The sequence below is a fragment of the Streptomyces malaysiense genome, assembly GCF_000980885.2.
Classification (GTDB): Bacteria; Actinomycetota; Actinomycetes; order Streptomycetales; family Streptomycetaceae; genus Streptomyces; species Streptomyces malaysiense.
Genome location: NZ_LBDA02000069.1, coordinates 1 through 18,156, shown reverse-complemented (window position 1 = coordinate 18,156; position 18,156 = coordinate 1). Strand labels below are relative to the sequence as shown.

General features: G+C 73.0%; 14 protein-coding genes. 12 read left to right on the top strand and 2 right to left on the bottom strand.

Going from position 1 to position 18,156, the window contains the following annotated elements:
- The first annotated feature begins 380 nt into the window (after window positions 1-380).
- The 3 genes from VT52_RS27390 (at window position 381) to VT52_RS27380 (ending at window position 6,162) form a co-directional block, all read left to right on the top strand.
- Entirely contained in the window at window positions 381-644 is a 264-nt protein-coding gene (locus tag VT52_RS27390; RefSeq protein WP_003975777.1) for a WhiB family transcriptional regulator, read from the top strand.
- A gap of 224 nt (window positions 645-868) precedes the next feature.
- The gene (locus VT52_RS27385) at window positions 869-4,648 is read left to right on the top strand and encodes a glycosyltransferase (protein WP_107481464.1); all 3,780 of its coding nucleotides are present in this window, start codon (window positions 869-871) and stop codon (window positions 4,646-4,648) included.
- Entirely contained in the window at window positions 4,645-6,162 is a 1,518-nt protein-coding gene (locus VT52_RS27380; RefSeq protein ID WP_046426282.1) for a DUF5719 family protein, read from the top strand. Before VT52_RS27385 ends, VT52_RS27380 begins: the two co-directional genes overlap by 4 nt.
- Before the next feature lie 154 nt (window positions 6,163-6,316).
- On the opposite strand, the gene VT52_RS27375 is transcribed toward VT52_RS27380, so the two are convergent.
- Window positions 6,317-6,772 (bottom strand): metallopeptidase family protein, encoded by a 456-nt coding sequence (locus VT52_RS27375; RefSeq protein ID WP_107481463.1) that lies wholly within the window; start codon window positions 6,770-6,772, stop codon window positions 6,317-6,319.
- 293 nt (window positions 6,773-7,065) lie between these two features.
- On the opposite strand from VT52_RS27375, the gene VT52_RS27370 reads away from it, so the two are divergent.
- The 8 genes from VT52_RS27370 (at window position 7,066) to VT52_RS27340 (ending at window position 15,612) form a co-directional block, all read left to right on the top strand.
- A complete protein-coding gene (locus VT52_RS27370; protein WP_046426284.1) occupies window positions 7,066-7,488 on the top strand; it encodes a DUF3499 domain-containing protein in 423 nt (140 codons plus the stop codon).
- A gap of 208 nt (window positions 7,489-7,696) precedes the next feature.
- Complete coding sequence (locus VT52_RS27365) at window positions 7,697-9,061, top strand: phosphomannomutase/phosphoglucomutase (RefSeq protein WP_046426285.1); 1,365 nt, start codon at window positions 7,697-7,699, stop codon at window positions 9,059-9,061.
- A gap of 207 nt (window positions 9,062-9,268) precedes the next feature.
- Complete coding sequence (locus tag VT52_RS36100; RefSeq protein WP_079175303.1) at window positions 9,269-9,439, top strand: Trm112 family protein; 171 nt, start codon at window positions 9,269-9,271, stop codon at window positions 9,437-9,439.
- Window positions 9,440-9,552: 113 nt separating this feature from the next.
- Window positions 9,553-10,680 (top strand): SIS domain-containing protein, encoded by a 1,128-nt coding sequence (locus tag VT52_RS27360; RefSeq protein ID WP_046426286.1) that lies wholly within the window; start codon window positions 9,553-9,555, stop codon window positions 10,678-10,680.
- Between the two features lie 122 nt (window positions 10,681-10,802).
- The gene (manA, locus tag VT52_RS27355) at window positions 10,803-11,966 is read left to right on the top strand and encodes a mannose-6-phosphate isomerase, class I (RefSeq protein WP_046426288.1); all 1,164 of its coding nucleotides are present in this window, start codon (window positions 10,803-10,805) and stop codon (window positions 11,964-11,966) included.
- 117 nt (window positions 11,967-12,083) lie between these two features.
- Window positions 12,084-13,064 (top strand): cation diffusion facilitator family transporter, encoded by a 981-nt coding sequence (locus tag VT52_RS27350; protein ID WP_046426290.1) that lies wholly within the window; start codon window positions 12,084-12,086, stop codon window positions 13,062-13,064.
- 296 nt (window positions 13,065-13,360) lie between these two features.
- Entirely contained in the window at window positions 13,361-14,818 is a 1,458-nt protein-coding gene (ahcY, locus tag VT52_RS27345) for an adenosylhomocysteinase (RefSeq protein ID WP_046426292.1), read from the top strand.
- 182 nt (window positions 14,819-15,000) lie between these two features.
- Window positions 15,001-15,612, top strand: coding sequence for a hypothetical protein (locus VT52_RS27340; protein ID WP_046426294.1), 612 nt, complete (start codon window positions 15,001-15,003; stop codon window positions 15,610-15,612).
- A gap of 97 nt (window positions 15,613-15,709) precedes the next feature.
- Here the strand turns inward: VT52_RS27340 and VT52_RS27335 are convergent, their stop codons facing one another.
- Entirely contained in the window at window positions 15,710-16,684 is a 975-nt protein-coding gene (locus VT52_RS27335) for an RDD family protein (RefSeq protein WP_046426297.1), read from the bottom strand.
- A gap of 145 nt (window positions 16,685-16,829) precedes the next feature.
- Between VT52_RS27335 and VT52_RS27330 the strand changes: the two genes are divergently transcribed.
- On the top strand, window positions 16,830-17,837 hold the full coding sequence (locus VT52_RS27330) for a stage II sporulation protein M (RefSeq protein WP_046426299.1): 1,008 nt from the start codon (window positions 16,830-16,832) through the stop codon (window positions 17,835-17,837).
- Window positions 17,838-18,156 lie beyond the last annotated feature (319 nt).

Here is an 18,156-nt window from a genome sequence, read left to right as displayed (position 1 = left end):
TTTCACCTCATCCGGGTCATCTGCCGGGCGTGAGGTTTGCTGCTCGGAGGGCCGGGACACATGGGGCACATCCGAGCGCTCGACGGGCCATGCAACGCGATCGAACGTCAGGACGTCTTCCTTCGTACAGGAGCCGTGCAGGTGCCTGCGGAGCGCGGCGGTCCGGCGGACCCCGGCCGCGTGCCCGGTCGTGCGTCGGGGTTTATGGCGATTTGAACACTTTCCGCACGGCCTTGGTTCCGCAGAGTGAATAACGGGCTCAATAGCAGATCTCGGCTTGACTCGCCCGGAGCAGCACACTTGTAATTTCACTCGTGTCGTTCAGCCGAAATCGGTAACGGCGTACGCACGGGGACGCGAAAGACAGACGAGGGGCGCACATGACCGAGCTGGTGCAGCAACTGCTGGTCGACGACGCGGACGAGGAACTCGGCTGGCAGGAGCGCGCGCTGTGCGCCCAGACCGACCCCGAGTCCTTCTTTCCCGAGAAGGGCGGCTCCACCAGAGAGGCGAAGAAGGTCTGCCTCGCCTGCGAGGTGCGCTCCGAGTGCCTTGAGTACGCCCTCGCCAACGACGAGCGCTTCGGCATCTGGGGCGGCCTGTCCGAGCGGGAGCGCCGCCGCCTGAAGAAGGCCGCCGTCTGACCGCGCACCAGCGCCGCGGGCACCCGGTACATACCCGCGCCATACCCGAGAAAACATCACGAACGGCCCGTGGCCCGTGGGTTATCCACAGGCGGCGGGCCGTCCTCGTGGGCAGCCGATAGTGTGGTCGCTCGTCCGAGACGACCCGCTGTCCCCGCGAGCCCATCGAGGCCCGGGGAACGCAGGTGTCCACCGCAGTCCAGCGAACCGGGGCCCGTACCTCGATGTCCGTGCACAGCCATACGGCAGCCCAAGACCCGGCCGCCGCAGCAGCGTTCGACCCAGCCCGCCAGGCGGCGTTCGATCCGGCCCGCCCACCCGAGTTCCCGCGTCACGTGGTCACCGCCGTGCTCGTCTCCCACGACGGCGCGCGCTGGCTGCCCGACGCGCTCGCCGGGCTGCTCGGCCAGGAACGCCCCGTCCAGCACGCGGTGGCCGCCGACACCGGCAGCGCGGACAGCTCCGCCCAGCTGCTCGGCGAAGCCCTCGGCGACGCGGGCGTGCTGCACCTCGCCCGCCGCACCGGCTTCGGCCAGGCCGTCGAGGAGGCGAGCCGCGCCGTCCCCGTCCTCACCCCGGACGAGCTGCCCTACCTCAAGCGCCCCAGCGGCTGGGACCCGGTCACCCGCACCTGGCGGGACGACGCCTACGACCTCCCCGAACTGCCGTACGGCGAACCGGTCCAGTGGCTCTGGCTGCTGCACGACGACTGCGCCCCCGAACCCGACGCCCTCGCCCAACTGCTCCGGGTCGTCGAGAACGAACTCGAACTGGGCCGCGACGACGTGGCCGTCGTCGGCCCCAAACTCCGCGGCTGGTACGACCGCAGGCAGTTGCTGGAGGTCGGCGTCTCCATCGCCAACTCCGGCCGCCGCTGGACCGGTCTTGACCGCCGCGAACAGGACCAGGGCCAGCACGACCACGTCCGCACCGTGCTGTCCGTCTCCACCGCCGGCATGCTGATCCGCCGCGACGTCTTCGAACAGCTCGGCGGCTTCGACCGCCGGCTGCCCCTGATGCGCGACGACGTGGACCTGTGCTGGCGCGCCCATCTCGCCGGCCACCGCGTCCTGATCGCCCCCGACGCGGTCGTCCGGCACGCCGAGGCCGCCTCCCGCGAGCGCCGCGCCGTGGACTGCGTGGGCCGCACCGCCGCCTCCCCGCACAAGGTCGACAAGGCCGGCGCCGTCCACACCCTGCTCGTCAACACCCGTACCGCCGCGCTGCCCTGGGTGATGCTGCGGCTGGTCCTCGGCACCCTCCTGCGCACCGTCGCCTACCTGGTCGGCAAGGTCCCCGGCCAGGCCGTCGACGAGATCCGCGGTCTGCTGGGCACCCTGCTGCGACCCGAGCGGATCATCGCCGCCCGGCGCCGCCGCGGCACCCCGCGGATCGGCAAGGACGAACTGCGCGCCCTCTTCCCGCCGCCCGGCGCCACCATCCGCGCCACCGTGGAGCAGTTCGCGGGCAACTTCACCGGCGGCTCCGACACCGACGCCACCTCGGCCGGCCGGCACGGCGGCGCCGTGGAGTCCGGGCCCGGCGGCGACGACGCCGACTTCCTGGAGGTCGAGCAGTTCGTCCGCCTCAAGCGGATCGCCCGCAGGCCCGGACCGGTGCTCTTCCTCGCCCTGCTGGTCATCGCCCTGGTCGCCTGCCGCTCCCTGCTCGCCGGCGGCGCGCTCGGCGGCGGCGCCCTGCTGCCCGCCCCGGCGGGCGCCGGTGAACTGTGGTCCCGCTTCGCGGACGCCTGGCACCCGGTCGGCGCCGGCGGCACCCCCGCCGCACCGCCCTATCTGGCCGTCGTCGCCACCCTGGCCACCCTGCTGTTCGGCTCCGCCGGAGTCGCGGTCACCGTGCTGCTGGTCTGCTCGGTGCCGCTCGCCGGATTCACCGCCTACTTCGCCTCCCGGCCGCTGGTCACCTCCCGGCTGCTGCGCGCCTGGGCGGCCATCGCCTACGCCTTCCTGCCCGCCACCACCGGCGCCCTGGCCGGCGGCCGCATCGGCACCGCCGTACTCGCCGTCCTGCTGCCGCTGATCGCCCGCGCCGGCAGCGCCGCGAGCGGCCTCACCAGCCGCACCGGCGCCCCCGGCAGCTGGCGCGCCACCTGGGCGTACGCGCTGCTGCTGACCATCACCACCGCCTTCACCCCGATCGTCTGGCCCGTCGCACTGGTCCTCGGCCTCGGCGTGCTCGTGCTGCGCCGCGCCGGCCTGATCGCCCACGGCCTGCGCCTGCTGGTGCAGCTCGGCACCCCGCTGCTGCTCCTCGCCCCCTGGTCGCTGACCCTGCTGCCGACCGGCTTCCTCAGGGAAGCGGGCCTGGCGTACGGCGCCTCCGCCGCCTCCGCGCTCGACCTGCTCGGCGCCAGCCCCGGCGGCCCCGGCACCATGAGCGGTCTGCTGCTGCTCGGCATCGTGCTCGCCGCCCTCGCCGCCCTGCTGCGCTCCGAGCGGCGGTTGGGCATCCGCACCGCCTGGGCCGTCGCCCTGGTCGGGCTCGTCTTCGCGGTCCTCGCCAACCGGTCCGCCTGGGCCGGACCCGCCACTCTCGTCTACGGCATCGCCCTGCTGGCCGCCGCAGTCCTCGGTGCCGACGGCGCCCGCGCGCGCGTGGCCGAGCAGAGCTTCGGCTGGCGCCAGCCGGTGGCCGCCCTGATCGCGCTCACCGCGGCCCTGGGACCGCTGCTGCTCGCCGCCGCCTGGATGGTCCGCGGCGCCGACGGCCCCGTGCAGCGCCGCGACCCGGCCCAGGTGCCCGCGTTCGTCGCCGAGGACTCCACCACCGGCGACCGGGCGCGCACCCTCGTCCTGGACAGCGACTCCACCGCGCGGGTCAGCTACACCCTGGTGCGCGGCGCCGGCGCCCGCATGGGAGACGCCGAGATCGCCGCCGCCGACGGTCAGAACACACGCCTGGACAAGGTCGTCGCCAACCTGGTCGCCGGCTCCGGCGCCGACCAGGCCGACGAACTCGGCGGCTTCGCCGTGCGGTACGTCCTCGTCCACAAGGGCGCGCCCCGCGACATCACCCGCGTCCTCGACGCCACCCCCGGCCTGGCCCGGCTCAGCCAGCAGGACGGCAACGCCCTGTGGCGCGTCGACCAGGAGGTCTCCCGCGCGGTCATCCTGCCCGCCGGCACCTCGGACGCCGTCGACTCCGGCAGCACCCAGCCGGTCGAGGCCGGACCGGTGGACATCCACACCACCGTCCCGTCCGGTTCCGACGGCCGCGTCCTGCGCCTCGCCGACAGCGCCGCCCCCGGCTGGACCGCCACCCTCGACGGCAAGCCGCTCACCCGCACCACCGTCGACGGCTGGGCCCAGGGCTTCCGGCTCCCGTCCACCGGTGGCCGGTTGGACGTCACCTACGACGCGCCCATCACCCACACCGTCTGGCTGTGGGCCCAGGGCGCGCTCGCCGTCGTCCTTGTCGTCCTCGCCCTGCCGGGCCGCCGCCGCGACGTGGACGACGACCTCCCCGAGGAGGAGCCGCTGCCCGTGCAGGCGGCCACGGGCGAGGGCCGCCGCGCCCGCCGCCTGCGCGCCCAGGCCGAGGAGGAGTCCGCCGAGCGGACGCCCGCGGGGGAAGTGCCCGCGGCGGAGATGCCCATGGGGGAGGTGCCCATGAACGAGACGCCCCCTGAGGAGATCCCGGAGGGGGCCCCGGCCGAGCCCCGGATCCCGCACCAGCAGCCGTACGACCCCTCCTACGACGAGTCGTACGCCACCCCCTACACGGACACCCGGTACCCCGGCTACGGCGACGACGCCTACCAGACGGGCGGTTACGACCAGCAGACGTATCAGGCCGACACCTACGGCACGGCCTCGTACGACCAGTACGCCTACGGCGGCACCGCCGAACAGCAGCCGTACGACCCGGCGGCGTACCAGCAGCAGGTCTACGACCCCGCGTACGACCCCGCCCAGCAGGGCTACGACCCCGCCCAGCCGCCCCATGGCACCGGCAGCGAGCGCCCCGACGGGAGCCAGCAGTGAACCGCACCACCCTGTCCTTGATCGCCGGCACCACCGCGCTGGCCGCCGTCACCGCGGTCGCCGCGCTCGCCACCCCGTCCGCGTCCGGCGCCGCCGCCCCCGGCGCCGCCTCCCACCTGCCCGTGCAGCGCACCGGCCTGCTGTGCCCGGCGCCCAGCGTGTCGGACATCGCGGACACCACGTACACCTCCTTCACGCCCGTCACCCAGGGCGCGCCGAGCAGCGGCAAGGCCCAACTCCAGGCCGCCCCCGTGCAGTCGGTGGACGGCACGGGCGACACCCAGCAGAGCAAGGGCAAGGGCAAGAGCGGCAAGAAGACGACCGCCGGTCAGCCGGCGCTCACCCCGAAGGCGCCCGGCACCCCGGTCACCGGCGACACCTCCGGCGCCGACACACCCGCGCTGATCGGTACCGCGGACGGGAACTTCGCGCCCGGCTGGACCGTGCAGGAGACCACCGAGATCGCCGCCGGCACCGGCCGCGGCCTCCAGGGCGTCACCTGCACGCCCGCGGACACCGAGTTCTGGTTCCCGGGCGCCAGCACCGCGGCGAGCCGTACCGACTACCTCCATCTGACCAACCCGGACGACTCGGCAGCCGTCGTGGACGTCGAGCTGTACGGCAAGAACGGTGCGATCAAGTCGCCGCTGGGGGAGAACCTCACGGTCAAACCGCACTCCAGTGAGCCGATCCTGCTGTCCACGCTGACCGACGAGCGGCAGGACGACCTGACCGTGCACGTCAGCGTGCGCAGCGGGCGGCTCGGCGCGACGGTGCAGGCGCTGGACGACAAGGCGGGCGGCGACTGGCTGGCCGCGGCCGCCGACCCGGCCGGCAGCCTGGTGCTCCCCGGGATCCCCAAGGACGCCACCGACGTCCGCCTGATCGCCTTCACGCCGGGCGACACGGACGCGGACCTCAAGGTCCGCCTCGCCTCGCCCGACGGCCTGATCACCCCGGCGGGCAACGAGGAACTGCACGTCAAGTCCGGCGTGACCACCTCAGCCGACCTCGGCCCGCTCACCCGCGGCGAGGCCGGTTCCCTGGTCCTGACCCCCACCGACCAGTCGGTGCCGGTCGTCGCCGCGCTGCGCGTGGTCCGGGGCAAGGGCGCCGACCAGGAGACCGCGTTCATCCCGGCCACCGGCCCCGTCGGAGCGCGCGCCACCGCCGCCGACAACAGCGCCAAGGGCACCACTCTCGCCCTGACGGCGCCCACCGCCACGGCCAAGGTCAAGGTCACCGCCTCGGCGGGCAGCGGCGGCGGTACGGCGGTCAGCAAGACCTACACGATCAAGGCCGGCACCACCCAGAACATCGACGCCCCGGTCCCCTCCGGCGTCAAGGGCACCTACGCCCTGACCGTCGAACCCCTCACCACCACGCCCCTCTACGCCTCCCGCACCCTCACCTCCACCGACCCCTCCGGCTTCACCGTGCAGACCCTGCCGAACGACAGGGGCCTGGTCCTGGTCCCGAAGGCGAGCGAGGACCTGTCGATCCTCCAGAAGTGAGCGGAAGCGAGAAGGGGCGCGTGACACCGCGCCCCGGCCGCGCCCCCCGTGCCGCCGGGAGCACCCCCTCGGGGGAAGCACCCCGCCGGCGCGGGCGGCCGGGAAAGGCGCGGCGCCGGACCCCGCGAGCCGGGCCTGATCCGAACGAGAGGCCCTAGTCCTCCCCGTACCGCGGATCCACCGTCTCCGGCGTCAGCCCGAGCAGCTCCGCGACCTGCTCCACGACCACCTCATGCACGAGCGCGGCCCGTTCGTCCCGCCCCTTCGACCGGATCTCCACCGGCCGCCGGTACACCACCACCCGCGCCCGCCGTCCCTCCCGCGCCGGCACGATCCCCCCGAGCGGCACCGTCTCGTCCCCCCAGGGGGCGACCGACTCCGGGCCCTCCAGCCGAGGCACCTCCAGCACCAGGAACTCCACCTCGGCGAGCTGCGGCCAGCGCCGCTCCAGCCGCTCCACGGAGTCCTGCACGAGATCCGCGAACACCTCCGCCCTGCTCGCCGCCAACGGCACCTGCGGCGGTGCGATCGGCCCCCGCATGCCCCGCCCGTGACGATCACGGCGACGGGGCCCGGGGCCTGCGGCTCGGGGCGGTACACGGTTGTCCATCACTGGTGAAGCGTAGTCCCCGGCCACCCCGCCCGCCCGGCCGCACGCGCCAACCGGCCACCGGCGATTTCCCGCCGCGGGACGACCGTTCCGGCCGAGGTCGGGCTCATCTCCGCAACCCTCCACGGACCCCCCAAGTCCCCGGAACTCAAGGCGATTGACCGTGTTTGTACTGACTCATGACCGGAAACAGTCCCTCCCGAGCACCCCGAAGCCCCCTCCGCACGGCTCAACAGGGCCTGTTCTCAGGGGTATGTGGGGCGTCTCACAGCACGACACGGGGGAGTGACCTGGTGGAGAGTCGTCGCGGCCCGCTCAAGAGTGCGGTACCGTCCAACATCGTGAGCCCTGTACGTCGCTGTTCGCGCACCGCCTGCGGCCGACCCGCCGTCGCGACGCTGACGTACGTCTACGCCGACTCGACCGCGGTCCTCGGCCCGCTCGCCACGTACGCCGAACCCCACTGCTACGACCTGTGCGCCGAGCACTCCGAGCGTCTCACCGCGCCGCGCGGCTGGGAGGTCGTCCGCCTCCTCGACGGCTCCGCCCCCGCCCGCCCCAGCGGCGACGACCTGGAAGCGCTCGCCAACGCCGTGCGCGAGGCCGCCCGCCCCCAGGAGCGCGCGGCCGAGGCCGGCGGCGGCGCCCGCGCCGCGGACCCCATGGAGGTGGCCCGCCGCGGTCATCTGCGGGTCCTGCGTTCCCCGGACAACTGAGCGCGACAACCGGGCGCCACAACTGACCGGCACCCGTGGGGGAATGAGCGCGGGGACGACGGACGGCACCCGCGGGGGCGTCCCGAGCGCCACCCGTCCCCGCCACTCCTCCTGGTGACGACCGCGCGCCCTGCCGGTGTCCGCACACCTCCCCCTTACCGCGGACGGGTAGTTTGTGGGGGCTCAGAGAACTTCAGGAGGGTTGGCCGTGACTGCTGATCTGTCGCAGATCGTGAAGGCGTACGACGTGCGCGGAGTGGTCCCGGACCAGTGGGACGAAACACTGGCCGGGCTCTTCGGCGCCGCCTTCGCGCAGGTGACGGGCGCGTCGGCGATCGTCGTCGGCCACGACATGCGGCCCTCGTCCCCCGGCCTGTCCCGCGCCTTCGCGCGCGGCGCGGCGGACCGCGGTGCGGACGTGACCGAGATCGGCCTGTGCTCCACGGACCAGCTCTACTACGCCTCGGGGGCGCTGGACCTGCCCGGCGCGATGTTCACCGCCTCGCACAACCCGGCCCAGTACAACGGCATCAAGATGTGCCGCGCCGGCGCCACCCCGGTCGGCCAGGACACCGGCCTCGCGCAGATCCGCGAACTGGCCGAGAAATGGCTGGAGTCGGGCGCCCCCGAGCCGGTCGCCGAGCCGGGCGCCCTCACCTCGCGCGAGACGCTGGAGGACTACGCGGCACACCTGCGCGCGCTGGTCGACCTGGGCACGATCCGTCCCCTGAAGGTCGTGGTCGACGCGGGCAACGGCATGGGCGGCCACACGGTGCCCACGGTCTTCGCCGGCCTGCCCCTGACGCTGGTGCCGATGTACTTCGAACTGGACGGCACCTTCCCGAACCACGAGGCCAACCCGCTCGACCCGGCCAACCTCGTGGACCTGCGGAAGCGGGTCCCGGCGGAGGGCGCGGACCTCGGCATCGCCTTCGACGGCGACGCCGACCGCTGCTTCGTCGTGGACGAGAACGGCGACCCGGTCTCCCCGTCCGCGATCACCGCCCTGGTCGCCGCTCGCGAACTGGCGCGCAACGGCGGCACCGGCCTGATCATCCACAACCTGATCACCTCCCGCACGGTCCCGGAGGTCGTCCGCGAGAACGGCGGCACCCCGGTCCGCACCCGCGTCGGCCACTCCTTCATCAAGGCCGAGATGGCCCGCACCGGCGCGATCTTCGGCGGCGAGCACTCCGCGCACTACTACTTCAAGGACTTCTGGAACGCCGACACCGGCATGCTGGCCGCCCTGCACGTCCTCGCCGCCCTCGGCGGCCAGGAGGGACCGCTGTCCGCGCTCGTCGCCCAGTACGACCGCTACACGGGCTCCGGCGAGATCAACTCCACCGTCGCCGACCAGTCCGCGCGCCTCGCCGCGATCCGCGCCGCCTACGAGGACCGCGCCGACGTCACCCTGGACGATCTCGACGGCCTCACCGTCGCCACTCCCGACTGGTGGTTCAACGTCCGCCCCTCCAACACCGAGCCCCTCCTCCGCCTGAACGCCGAGGCGAGGGACGAGCCCACCATGGCCAAGATCCGCGACGAGGCCCTGGCGATCATCAGGGCGTGACCGGGGCCCCGGACCGCCCCGTCGTCGTCCGGCCCCGCCCTCCGGCCCCGCCCTCCGGCCCCGCCCTCCGGCCCCGTCCTCCCGCCCGGTCGTCCGGCCGAGCCGGACGGCCGGGCCGAGCCGGTACCGCAACCCACGCTCCACCCTCCCCGCAGCGGTACGCTGACCAGCGGTCCGAGAAACCTCGCCCCCGAAGGGACACACCCCATGCCGCTCGAAGCCGGCCTCCTGGAGATCCTCGCCTGCCCGGCCTGCCACGCCCCCCTCAAGGAGCAGGACACCGAGCTGGTCTGCACCGGCCAGGACTGCGGTCTCGCCTACCCGGTCCGCGACGGCATCCCGGTCCTTCTCGTGGACGAGGCCCGCCGCCCCGAGTGACGCGCCCCGGCCCGTCGTACCTGCGAGGACACCGTCGTAGCGCCGGAGACCCTCGCACCCCGTAGCGTCGTAGATCGTCGTAGCCACTCCCCGGCCACCGGAGGCTGCCGCCCATGTTGGACGAATCGCTGCTCGACAGCCCGGAGGGCCTCGCCGAGGCCGACCGCCGGGGCCTGCTGCGCGGTGCCGCCGAGGCCGGCGCCCGCGTCCGTACCGCCGCCCGGCACGCCGTCGAGGCAGGCGTCGGCACCCTCGAACCCGACGGCCGCCCCCGCGCCGTACTGATCGCGGGACCCGGCGCCGCCGCCACCCACACCGCCGACCTCCTCGGCACCCTGGCGGGCCCCGGCAGCCCTGTGGTCCGCCTCGCCCCGAGCGGCGTCGCCCCCGCCGCGGGCGCCCTGCGCTGGGAGCTCCCCGGCTGGGCCGGCTCGGTCGACCTCCTCCTGATCACCACCCCGGACGGCACCGAACCCAGCCTCGCCCTCCTCGCCGACCAGGCGTACCGCCGCGGTGTCGCCGTCGTCGCCGTCGCCCCGGCCGGCACCCCGCTCGCCGAGGCCGCCGGCGGCACCCATGGACTGTTCGTCCCGATGGCGACGGCCCCGTACGACCACGAGGAACCGATCGCCGCGTCCTCGCCCGGTGTCTTCTGGGCCCTGCTGACCCCGCTGCTCACCCTCCTGAACCGGATCGGCCTGCTGAGCGCCCCGCCCGAGGCCCTGGAGAAGGTCGCCGACCGCCTCGACCGGATCGCCGAGCGCTGCGGCCCCGCCATCGTGGCCTACAGCAACCCCGCCAAGACCCTTGCCGCCGAACTCGCCGACGCGCTCCCCGTGGTGTGGACCGAGGGCGCCTCCGCGGGCCCCGCGGGCCGCCGCTTCGCCGCCGCCCTCGCCGAACTCGCCGGCCGCCCCGCCGTCGTCGCCGAACTCCCCGAGGCGCTCGCCGCGCACGGCGCCCTGCTGGCCGGCCCCCTCGCCGCCAGCGCCGACCCGGACGACTTCTTCCGCGACCGCGTGGAGGAGGCACCCGCGCTGCACGCGCGCGTGGTGCTGCTGCGCGACCGTCCGAGCGGCGGCCTCTCCGCCGCCCCCGCCGCCCGCGACCTGGCACTCAGCCACGACACGCCGATCAGCGAACTCGAACCAGAGGAGGGCGGCGAACTGGAGACCCTCGCGGAACTGATCGCCGTCACGGATTTCGCCGCCGTTTACCTGGCGCTCGCTTCCAGGGCCTGATCTGGCTGCGGGCCGCTCCGCACCGGCCCCGGGCCCGCTCTTCCACGGCCCGCACACCACCGCCGCGCCCCGCACGGGTCCGGTCGGCCGAGCAGCGCACGCACGGAAGACAGAGAAGACACATGGACCGCCTCGACAACACCGTCCGCCCCTACGCCTGGGGTTCCCCCACCGCCATCCCGCACCTGCTCGGCGTCGAGCCGACCGGCGAACCCCAGGCGGAGATGTGGATGGGCGCCCACCCCGGCGCCCCCTCGCGCACCGAGCGCGGCACGCTCGCCGAGGTGATCGACGCCGACCCGGAGCGCGAGCTGGGCAAGAAGGCGGTGGCCAGGTTCGGCCCACGCCTGCCCTTCCTGCTGAAGATCCTCGCCGCCGGCGCGCCCCTGTCACTCCAGGTGCACCCCGATCTGGAGCAGGCCAGGGAGGGTTACGACGCGGAGGAGCGCGCAGGCGTCCCGATCGACGCGCCGCACCGCAACTACAAGGACGCCAACCACAAGCCCGAACTGGTCTGCGCCCTCACCGAGTTCGACGGCCTGTGCGGCTTCCGCGAGCCGGCCCGCGCCGCCGAACTGCTCGCCGGCCTCGGCGTCGACTCCCTTGAACCGTTCGTCGATCTCCTGGGCGCCCACCCCGGGGAGGCGGCCCTGCGCGAGGTCCTCACCGCGATCCTCTCCGCGGACCGCGACGAGATGGCCCGCACGGTCGCCGAGGCCACCGCGGCCTGCGCCCGCCTGGGCGGCGACTACGCCCCCTACGCCGGCCTCGCCCACCACTTCCCCGGCGACCCCGGCGTCATCGCGGCCATGCTGCTCAACCACGTCCGGCTCCAGCCCGGCGAGGCCCTGTTCCTGGGGGCCGGTGTCCCGCACGCCTACCTCGACGGCCTGGGCGTCGAGATCATGGCCAACTCCGACAACGTCCTCCGCTGCGGTCTGACCCCCAAACACGTCGACGTGCCCGAACTCCTGCGCGTCGTCCGCTTCGAGGCCCGCGACCCCGGCGTACTGCGCCCCGAGGCCGCGCCGGACGGCGAGGAGGTCTACGAGACCCCGATCGACGAGTTCCGGCTCTCCCGATACGTCCTGGCCGAGGGCGGCACCGCCCACGACCTCACCCGCGACACCTCGCAGATCCTGCTGTGCACGGCCGGCTCCGTCCGCGCGGGCGAGCACGAACTGGGCCCGGGGCAATCGGTGTTCGTCCCGGCCGGCGAGAAGGCCGAGATCTCCGGCGCGGGCACGGTCTTCCGCGCCACCGTGCGTGTCTGGCGGATCGTATGACCGGGGCTGTGGATATCTGACGCCCAGGGGTCCGGCCGGGCTGCGAGAATGACCCACCGGCAAAGGCCGGGCAAAGGCGCAGGGGCCGAGCAGAGACCGAAGGGACAACGCGGACACATGAGCGCGTCAGGCGGTACCAGGGCGATCGTGGCGGCACTCAGCGCCAACCTCGCGATCGCGGCATCGAAGTTCGCGGCGTTCGCCTTCAGCGGCTCGTCCTCGATGCTCGCCGAGGGCGTCCACTCGCTCGCCGACTCCGGCAACCAGTTCCTGCTCCTCATCGGCGGCAAGAAGGCCCAGCGCGAGGCCACCCCGCAGCACCCCTTCGGTTACGGCCGCGAGCGGTACATCTACGCCTTCCTCGTCTCGATCGTCCTCTTCTCCGTCGGCGGCATGTTCGCCATCTACGAGGGCTACGAGAAGGTCTCCCACCCGCACGCCCTGGAGAACTGGTACTGGCCGGTGGGCGTCCTCATCTTCGCGATGCTCGCCGAGGGCTTCTCCTTCCGCACCGCGATCAACGAGTCCAAGGAACTGCGCGGGGCGCTCTCCTGGTCGCAGTTCATCCGCCGCGCCAAGGCTCCCGAGCTGCCCGTCGTCCTGCTGGAGGACTTCGGCGCGCTCATCGGTCTCGTCCTCGCCCTCGGCGGCGTCGGCCTCTCCCTGCTCACCGGCGACGGCGTCTGGGACGGCGTCGGCACCATCTGCATCGGTGTCCTGCTCGTCTGCATCGCCCTGGTCCTGGCCGCCGAGACCAAGTCGCTGCTGCTGGGCGAGGCGGCCGGCCTCGACGTGATCAGGAAGATCGAGGCCGCGACCGTCGACGGCGCCGCGGTCACCCGCATCATCCACATGCGCACCCTCCACCTGGGCCCCGAGGAACTGCTGGTCGCCGCCAAGATCGCGGTACGGCACGACGACACCGCCGCCGAGGTCGCCACCGCCATCGACGCAGCCGAGGACCGCATCCGTGCCGCCGTCCCGATCGCCCGTGTGATCTATCTCGAACCCGACATCTACAGCGAGGCCGAGGCCGCCAAGGGCCCGGACCCGGCGGCGACCCCCGGCGGCCCGAACCCGCACGTCGGCGGGCACTGACCCGGCAGCGCCCACCCCGCCCCGGACCGCTCGGCCGCCTCGCGAACGGCTTGAACCCCGCGGACGCGGACTGTGGGCGACCGGGCGGTCCGGTGTAGCTTGGGACGGAGCCAGACGTCGCTGCTGATGGCGGTCGGGCGGTCCCCACACGGACCGTCCGAGGGAGAGAGGGCCTCCGACGGACTGCGCTGCGCGCACGTGGGCATGCCTGTGTCCTCTTCCCGGGCATCCGTATGTCCGCCGCCGCGCAGACCAGCCGTACCCACCCTCGCCCCGATCCCGAGGAGCAGCTCGTAATGACGACTGTCGACAACCGACAGGACTTCAAGGTCGCCGATCTCTCGCTGGCCGAGTTCGGCCGCAAGGAGATCACCCTCGCCGAGCACGAGATGCCCGGCCTGATGGCGATCCGCAAGGAGTACGCCGAGGCCCAGCCGCTGGCCGGCGCCCGCGTCACCGGCTCCCTGCACATGACCGTGCAGACCGCCGTGCTCATCGAGACCCTGGTCGCCCTCGGCGCCCGGGTCCGCTGGGCCTCCTGCAACATCTTCTCCACCCAGGACCACGCGGCCGCCGCCATCGCCGTCGGCCCGAACGGCACGCCGGACAACCCCCAGGGCGTCCCGGTCTTCGCCTGGAAGGGCGAGACCCTGGACGAGTACTGGTGGTGCACCGAGCAGGCGCTGACCTGGCCGGACAGCCCCACCGGCGGCCCGAACATGATCCTGGACGACGGCGGCGACGCCACCCTCCTCGTCCACAAGGGCGTCGAGTACGAGAAGGACGGCAAGGTCCCCGGCGTGGAGACCGCCGAGTCCGACGAGCACCGCGTCATCCTCGAACTCCTGCACCGCACCATCACGGACGGCTCGCAGAAGTGGACGCAGCTGGCCTCCGAGATCCGCGGCGTGACCGAGGAGACCACGACGGGCGTCCACCGCCTGTACGAGATGCAGCGCGACGGCGTCCTGCTGTTCCCTGCGATCAACGTCAACGACGCGGTGACGAAGTCGAAGTTCGACAACAAGTACGGCTGCCGGCACTCGCTGGTGGACGGCATCAACCGCGCCACCGACGTCCTGATCGGTGGCAAGACCGCCGTCGTGTGCGGCTACGGCGACGTCGGCAAGGGATGCGCCGAGTCCCTGCGGGGCCAGGGCGCGCGCGTGATCGTGACGGAGATCGACCCGATCTGCGCGTTGCAGGCCGCGATGGACGGTTACCAGGTCACGACGCTGGACGAGGTCGTGGACAAGGCCGACATCTTCGTGACCACGACGGGCAACAAGGACATCATCATGGCCTCGGACATGGCCAGGATGAAGCACCAGGCGATCGTCGGGAACATCGGCCACTTCGACAACGAGATCGACATGGCCGGCCTGGCGCAGATCCCGGGGATCGTCAAGGACGAGGTCAAGCCGCAGGTCCACACCTGGACGTTCCCGGACGGCAAGGTGATCATCGTGCTGTCCGAGGGCCGCCTGCTGAACCTGGGCAACGCCACCGGTCACCCGTCGTTCGTGATGTCGAACTCCTTCGCGGACCAGACGCTGGCCCAGATCGAGCTGTTCACCAAGCCCGACGAGTACCCGACCGGTGTGTACGTGCTGCCCAAGCACCTGGACGAGAAGGTCGCCCGCCTCCACCTGGACTCGCTCGGCGTCAAGCTGACGACGCTGCGCCCGGAGCAGGCCGCGTACATCGGCGTCGAGGTCGAGGGTCCGTACAAGTCGGACCACTACCGCTACTGACCGCCCCCGAGCCGCGTCACCGCGTCTCGGCCAGGTCCGCAGTGGCAGGCCCCCGCACCCCCGTGCCGGGGGCCTGCCCCTTTGGCCGGTCGGTCCGGCCTGTCACGCGCCCGTCCGGCGCTCACGCCCCCGGACCGACATACCGCGGCGACGACCCGAGCCCGTCACGACCCAGGACCCCCATGCCCCGCGGCCGCTATTCGCTCCACGATCCGCACGATCACACCCCCCTCGGCGAAGAACACTTCCAGTGCGCCCCCGGCCCGTCCGGCTGGCGCTACGTCTCCCGGCTGACGACCCCCGCCGGCGACCAGCGCGGTTCGGTCGATCTCGCCCTGGACGACCTCGGCCGTCCCATCCGACTCGAAATCCACGCGGGTGGCTGGCAGGTGCGCGGCGCCGCCCTCGACGGCGTCACCTGGGTCCGCACGGACCCCACCGGGACCCACGCCACCGAAGGCAATGCGCGCGCCCACGCCTTCACCGGCACGTCCCCCGCGTTCCTCGTCGCCACCGCTCGTCTGCTGCGCCTCACCCCCTCCTCCGCGGCCCGTGTACGACTCGTCGCCCTCACGGACCCGGTCCTCGCCCCTCGCACCGTGGACCAGTCCTGGGCACTGCTGGACAGCGAAGCACACGCCACTGACAACGGCCCCCTGACCGTGGAGGAATACCAGGTCAGTGACCTGGACACGGGCGAGCAGCACACCGTCCACATCGCCGGCGACGTGGTGCTGGCCGCGCCCGGGATCGAACTGGAGGACCTGGAGTCCCCGCCGTCGGTGTTCCGCTGAGCGACGGGTCACGGCCGCGGCGAGGTCCTCCGGCACCTGGGTGTCCCGGAGGTCCGTCTCGCTCGGGGGCGGCGGGACGGTGTGCTCCGCGCCCCTTCTACGCGGGCGGCGCGAACCCGGTGGCCGGCCGCCCGCCGGGCCGCTCGCCCGACCGCTCCCGCGGGTCGGGCACAACCGAGGGCACGACGGGTGCCTGCGGCTGGACCGGCGCCGGAGCCCGGTACCCGGTCACGCCCCCCGCCCCTTCGTCCGGGCCGGCACCCGGGTCCGCATCACGCCGGGCCGTGGACGGGGCCCCGTCCGCCACGGCACCGCCCGCGCCGAAGGACCGCCGGGACTGCCGCACCTCCCGCGCCTGCCGCTCGTGCACCACGGCGGCCAGGAAGACGGCCGGAGGAAGATCGACGGGCAACGGCGTCCCCGTACGGGCCGCGAGATCCCCGGCGAGCCGCTGCGCCATGGCCGAGGACACCCCGGGATCCAGCTGCCGCATCCGCGTCAGGTACTGCCGCACGGCCAGCCACAGCCCGTCCGGAACCGCCGACAGGTCGAGACCGGCGAAGCGCTGCGCGAGATGCGGCGGCGGAGGCGCGACGAGTCCGGTCCGCCCCACGGGAATCCGTTCCCGCACGACGAGGGTCCCCCCGAACACGTCCCCGAGCCGCCGCCCCCGCGCCGAGACCAGCGACGCGACGGACGCGATCGTCCCGAACGTCATGAGGATCTCGACCACCCCGATCGCTCCCCGCACCAGCGCGTGCCGGAACCGGATCGGCCCACCGTCGTCCCGCACCACCCGAAGCCCCAGCGCCAGCTTCCCGAGCGAACGGCCGTGGCTCAACGTCTCCACCGCGATCGGCACACCGATCGGCACCAGGAGGAACGTCGCGATCCCCAGCGCCATCTGCGCGGCGCTGTCCAGGGAGGACGTCGTCGCCACCAGCACCATGGTGACCGCGGCGTAGGCCACCATCGCGGCCGCCAGGTCCAGCAGCACGGCCAACGCCCTGCTCGGAAACTTCGCGGGCAGCAGTTCGAGCGCCACCGCCTCGCCGGTCAGCAGCTCGCTCACGCCCGCCGTCCTTCCCCTGGTCCGCCTCGTGGGCGGCAAGTCTGCCAAGCTGTGGGCGCATCGCGCGCCAGTGCGACAAGCTGACAGCAAAACACGACCATCGACGACAACCAGTCGGCGACCGGCCAAGGAGCAGGCAGACCCGATGGACCTGGACGTCTTCGTCTCCGAGCACCGAGCCGAATGGGACCGCCTCGACGCCCTGCTCAGTCGCCGGCGCCGCCTCGACGGCGCCGAGGCCGATGAGCTCGTCACGCTCTACCAGCGCACGGCGACCCACCTCTCGCTCGTCCAGTCCAGCGCGCCCGACCCGCAGCTCACCGGACGCCTCAGCCAGCTCGTCGCCCGCGCGCGCAGCGCCGTCACCGGCGCCCGCACCTCCTCCTGGCGCGACGTGACCCGCTTCCTCACCCGCGGTTTCCCAGCCGCCGTCTACCGCGCCCGCCGCTGGTGGATCCCGACTGCGCTGATCTCCACGGCCGTCGCGATCCTGCTCGGCTGGTGGATCGGCGCCCATCCGGAGGTGCAGTCCTCCATCGCCGCCCCCGCCCAACTGCGCCAGATGACGCGTCCCGGCGGTGAGTACGAGACCTACTACTCCAGCCACCCGGCGGCCTCCTTCGCCGCCCAGGTGTGGACGAACAACGCCAAGGCGGCCGCGATGTGCCTCGTCCTGGGCGTCTTCCTCGGACTGCCGGTCCTGTGGATCCTCTTCGAGAACATGCTCAACCTCGGCGTCGGCTTCGGCCTGATGTCCTCGGCCGGCCGTCTCGACACGTTCCTCGGCCTGGTCCTGCCGCACGGCTTGCTGGAACTGACCGCGGTCTTCGTCGCCGCCGGTACGGGCCTGCGCCTGGGCTGGACCCTCGTCGACCCCGGCCCCCGCACCCGGCGCGCCGCGCTCGCGGAGGAGGGCCGGGCCGCGCTGGGAATGGCGATCGGCCTCGCCCTGGTCCTGTTCGTCTCGGGCGCCATCGAAGGCTTCGTGACACCGTCCGGCCTGCCCACCTGGGCTCGTATCGGTATCGGCGTCGCGGCCGAGGCGGCGTTCCTGACGTACGTCTACGTCCTCGGGGGACGCGCGGTGCGTGCGGGCGAGACGGGTGATCTCGACGCGGCGGACCGCAGTTCCTCCGTGCCCGTCGCCGCCTGATGTGCGTCCGGCCCTCCCGAGCTGTTAGTGTCGTCTTCGCCCACGGAGCCCGTTGACACGGGTCGCGTGGGGAGGTAGATTCAAACAGTTGCCTAGAACTGGACACGTCCGGTGGCGACGGCTAGACTCTACTAGCTTCCAAGAAGTCGCTATCGACATTCAAAAGAAGCATCCTCCCGATTACTCAGAAATGAGTGGCTGGTTCAGACCGGCCAAGAACTTCTGATAAAGTCGGAATCGCCGAAAAGGGAAACGCGAAAGCGAGAACCTGGAAAGCGCCGAGGAAATCGGATCAGAAAGATCTGATAGAGTCGGAAAC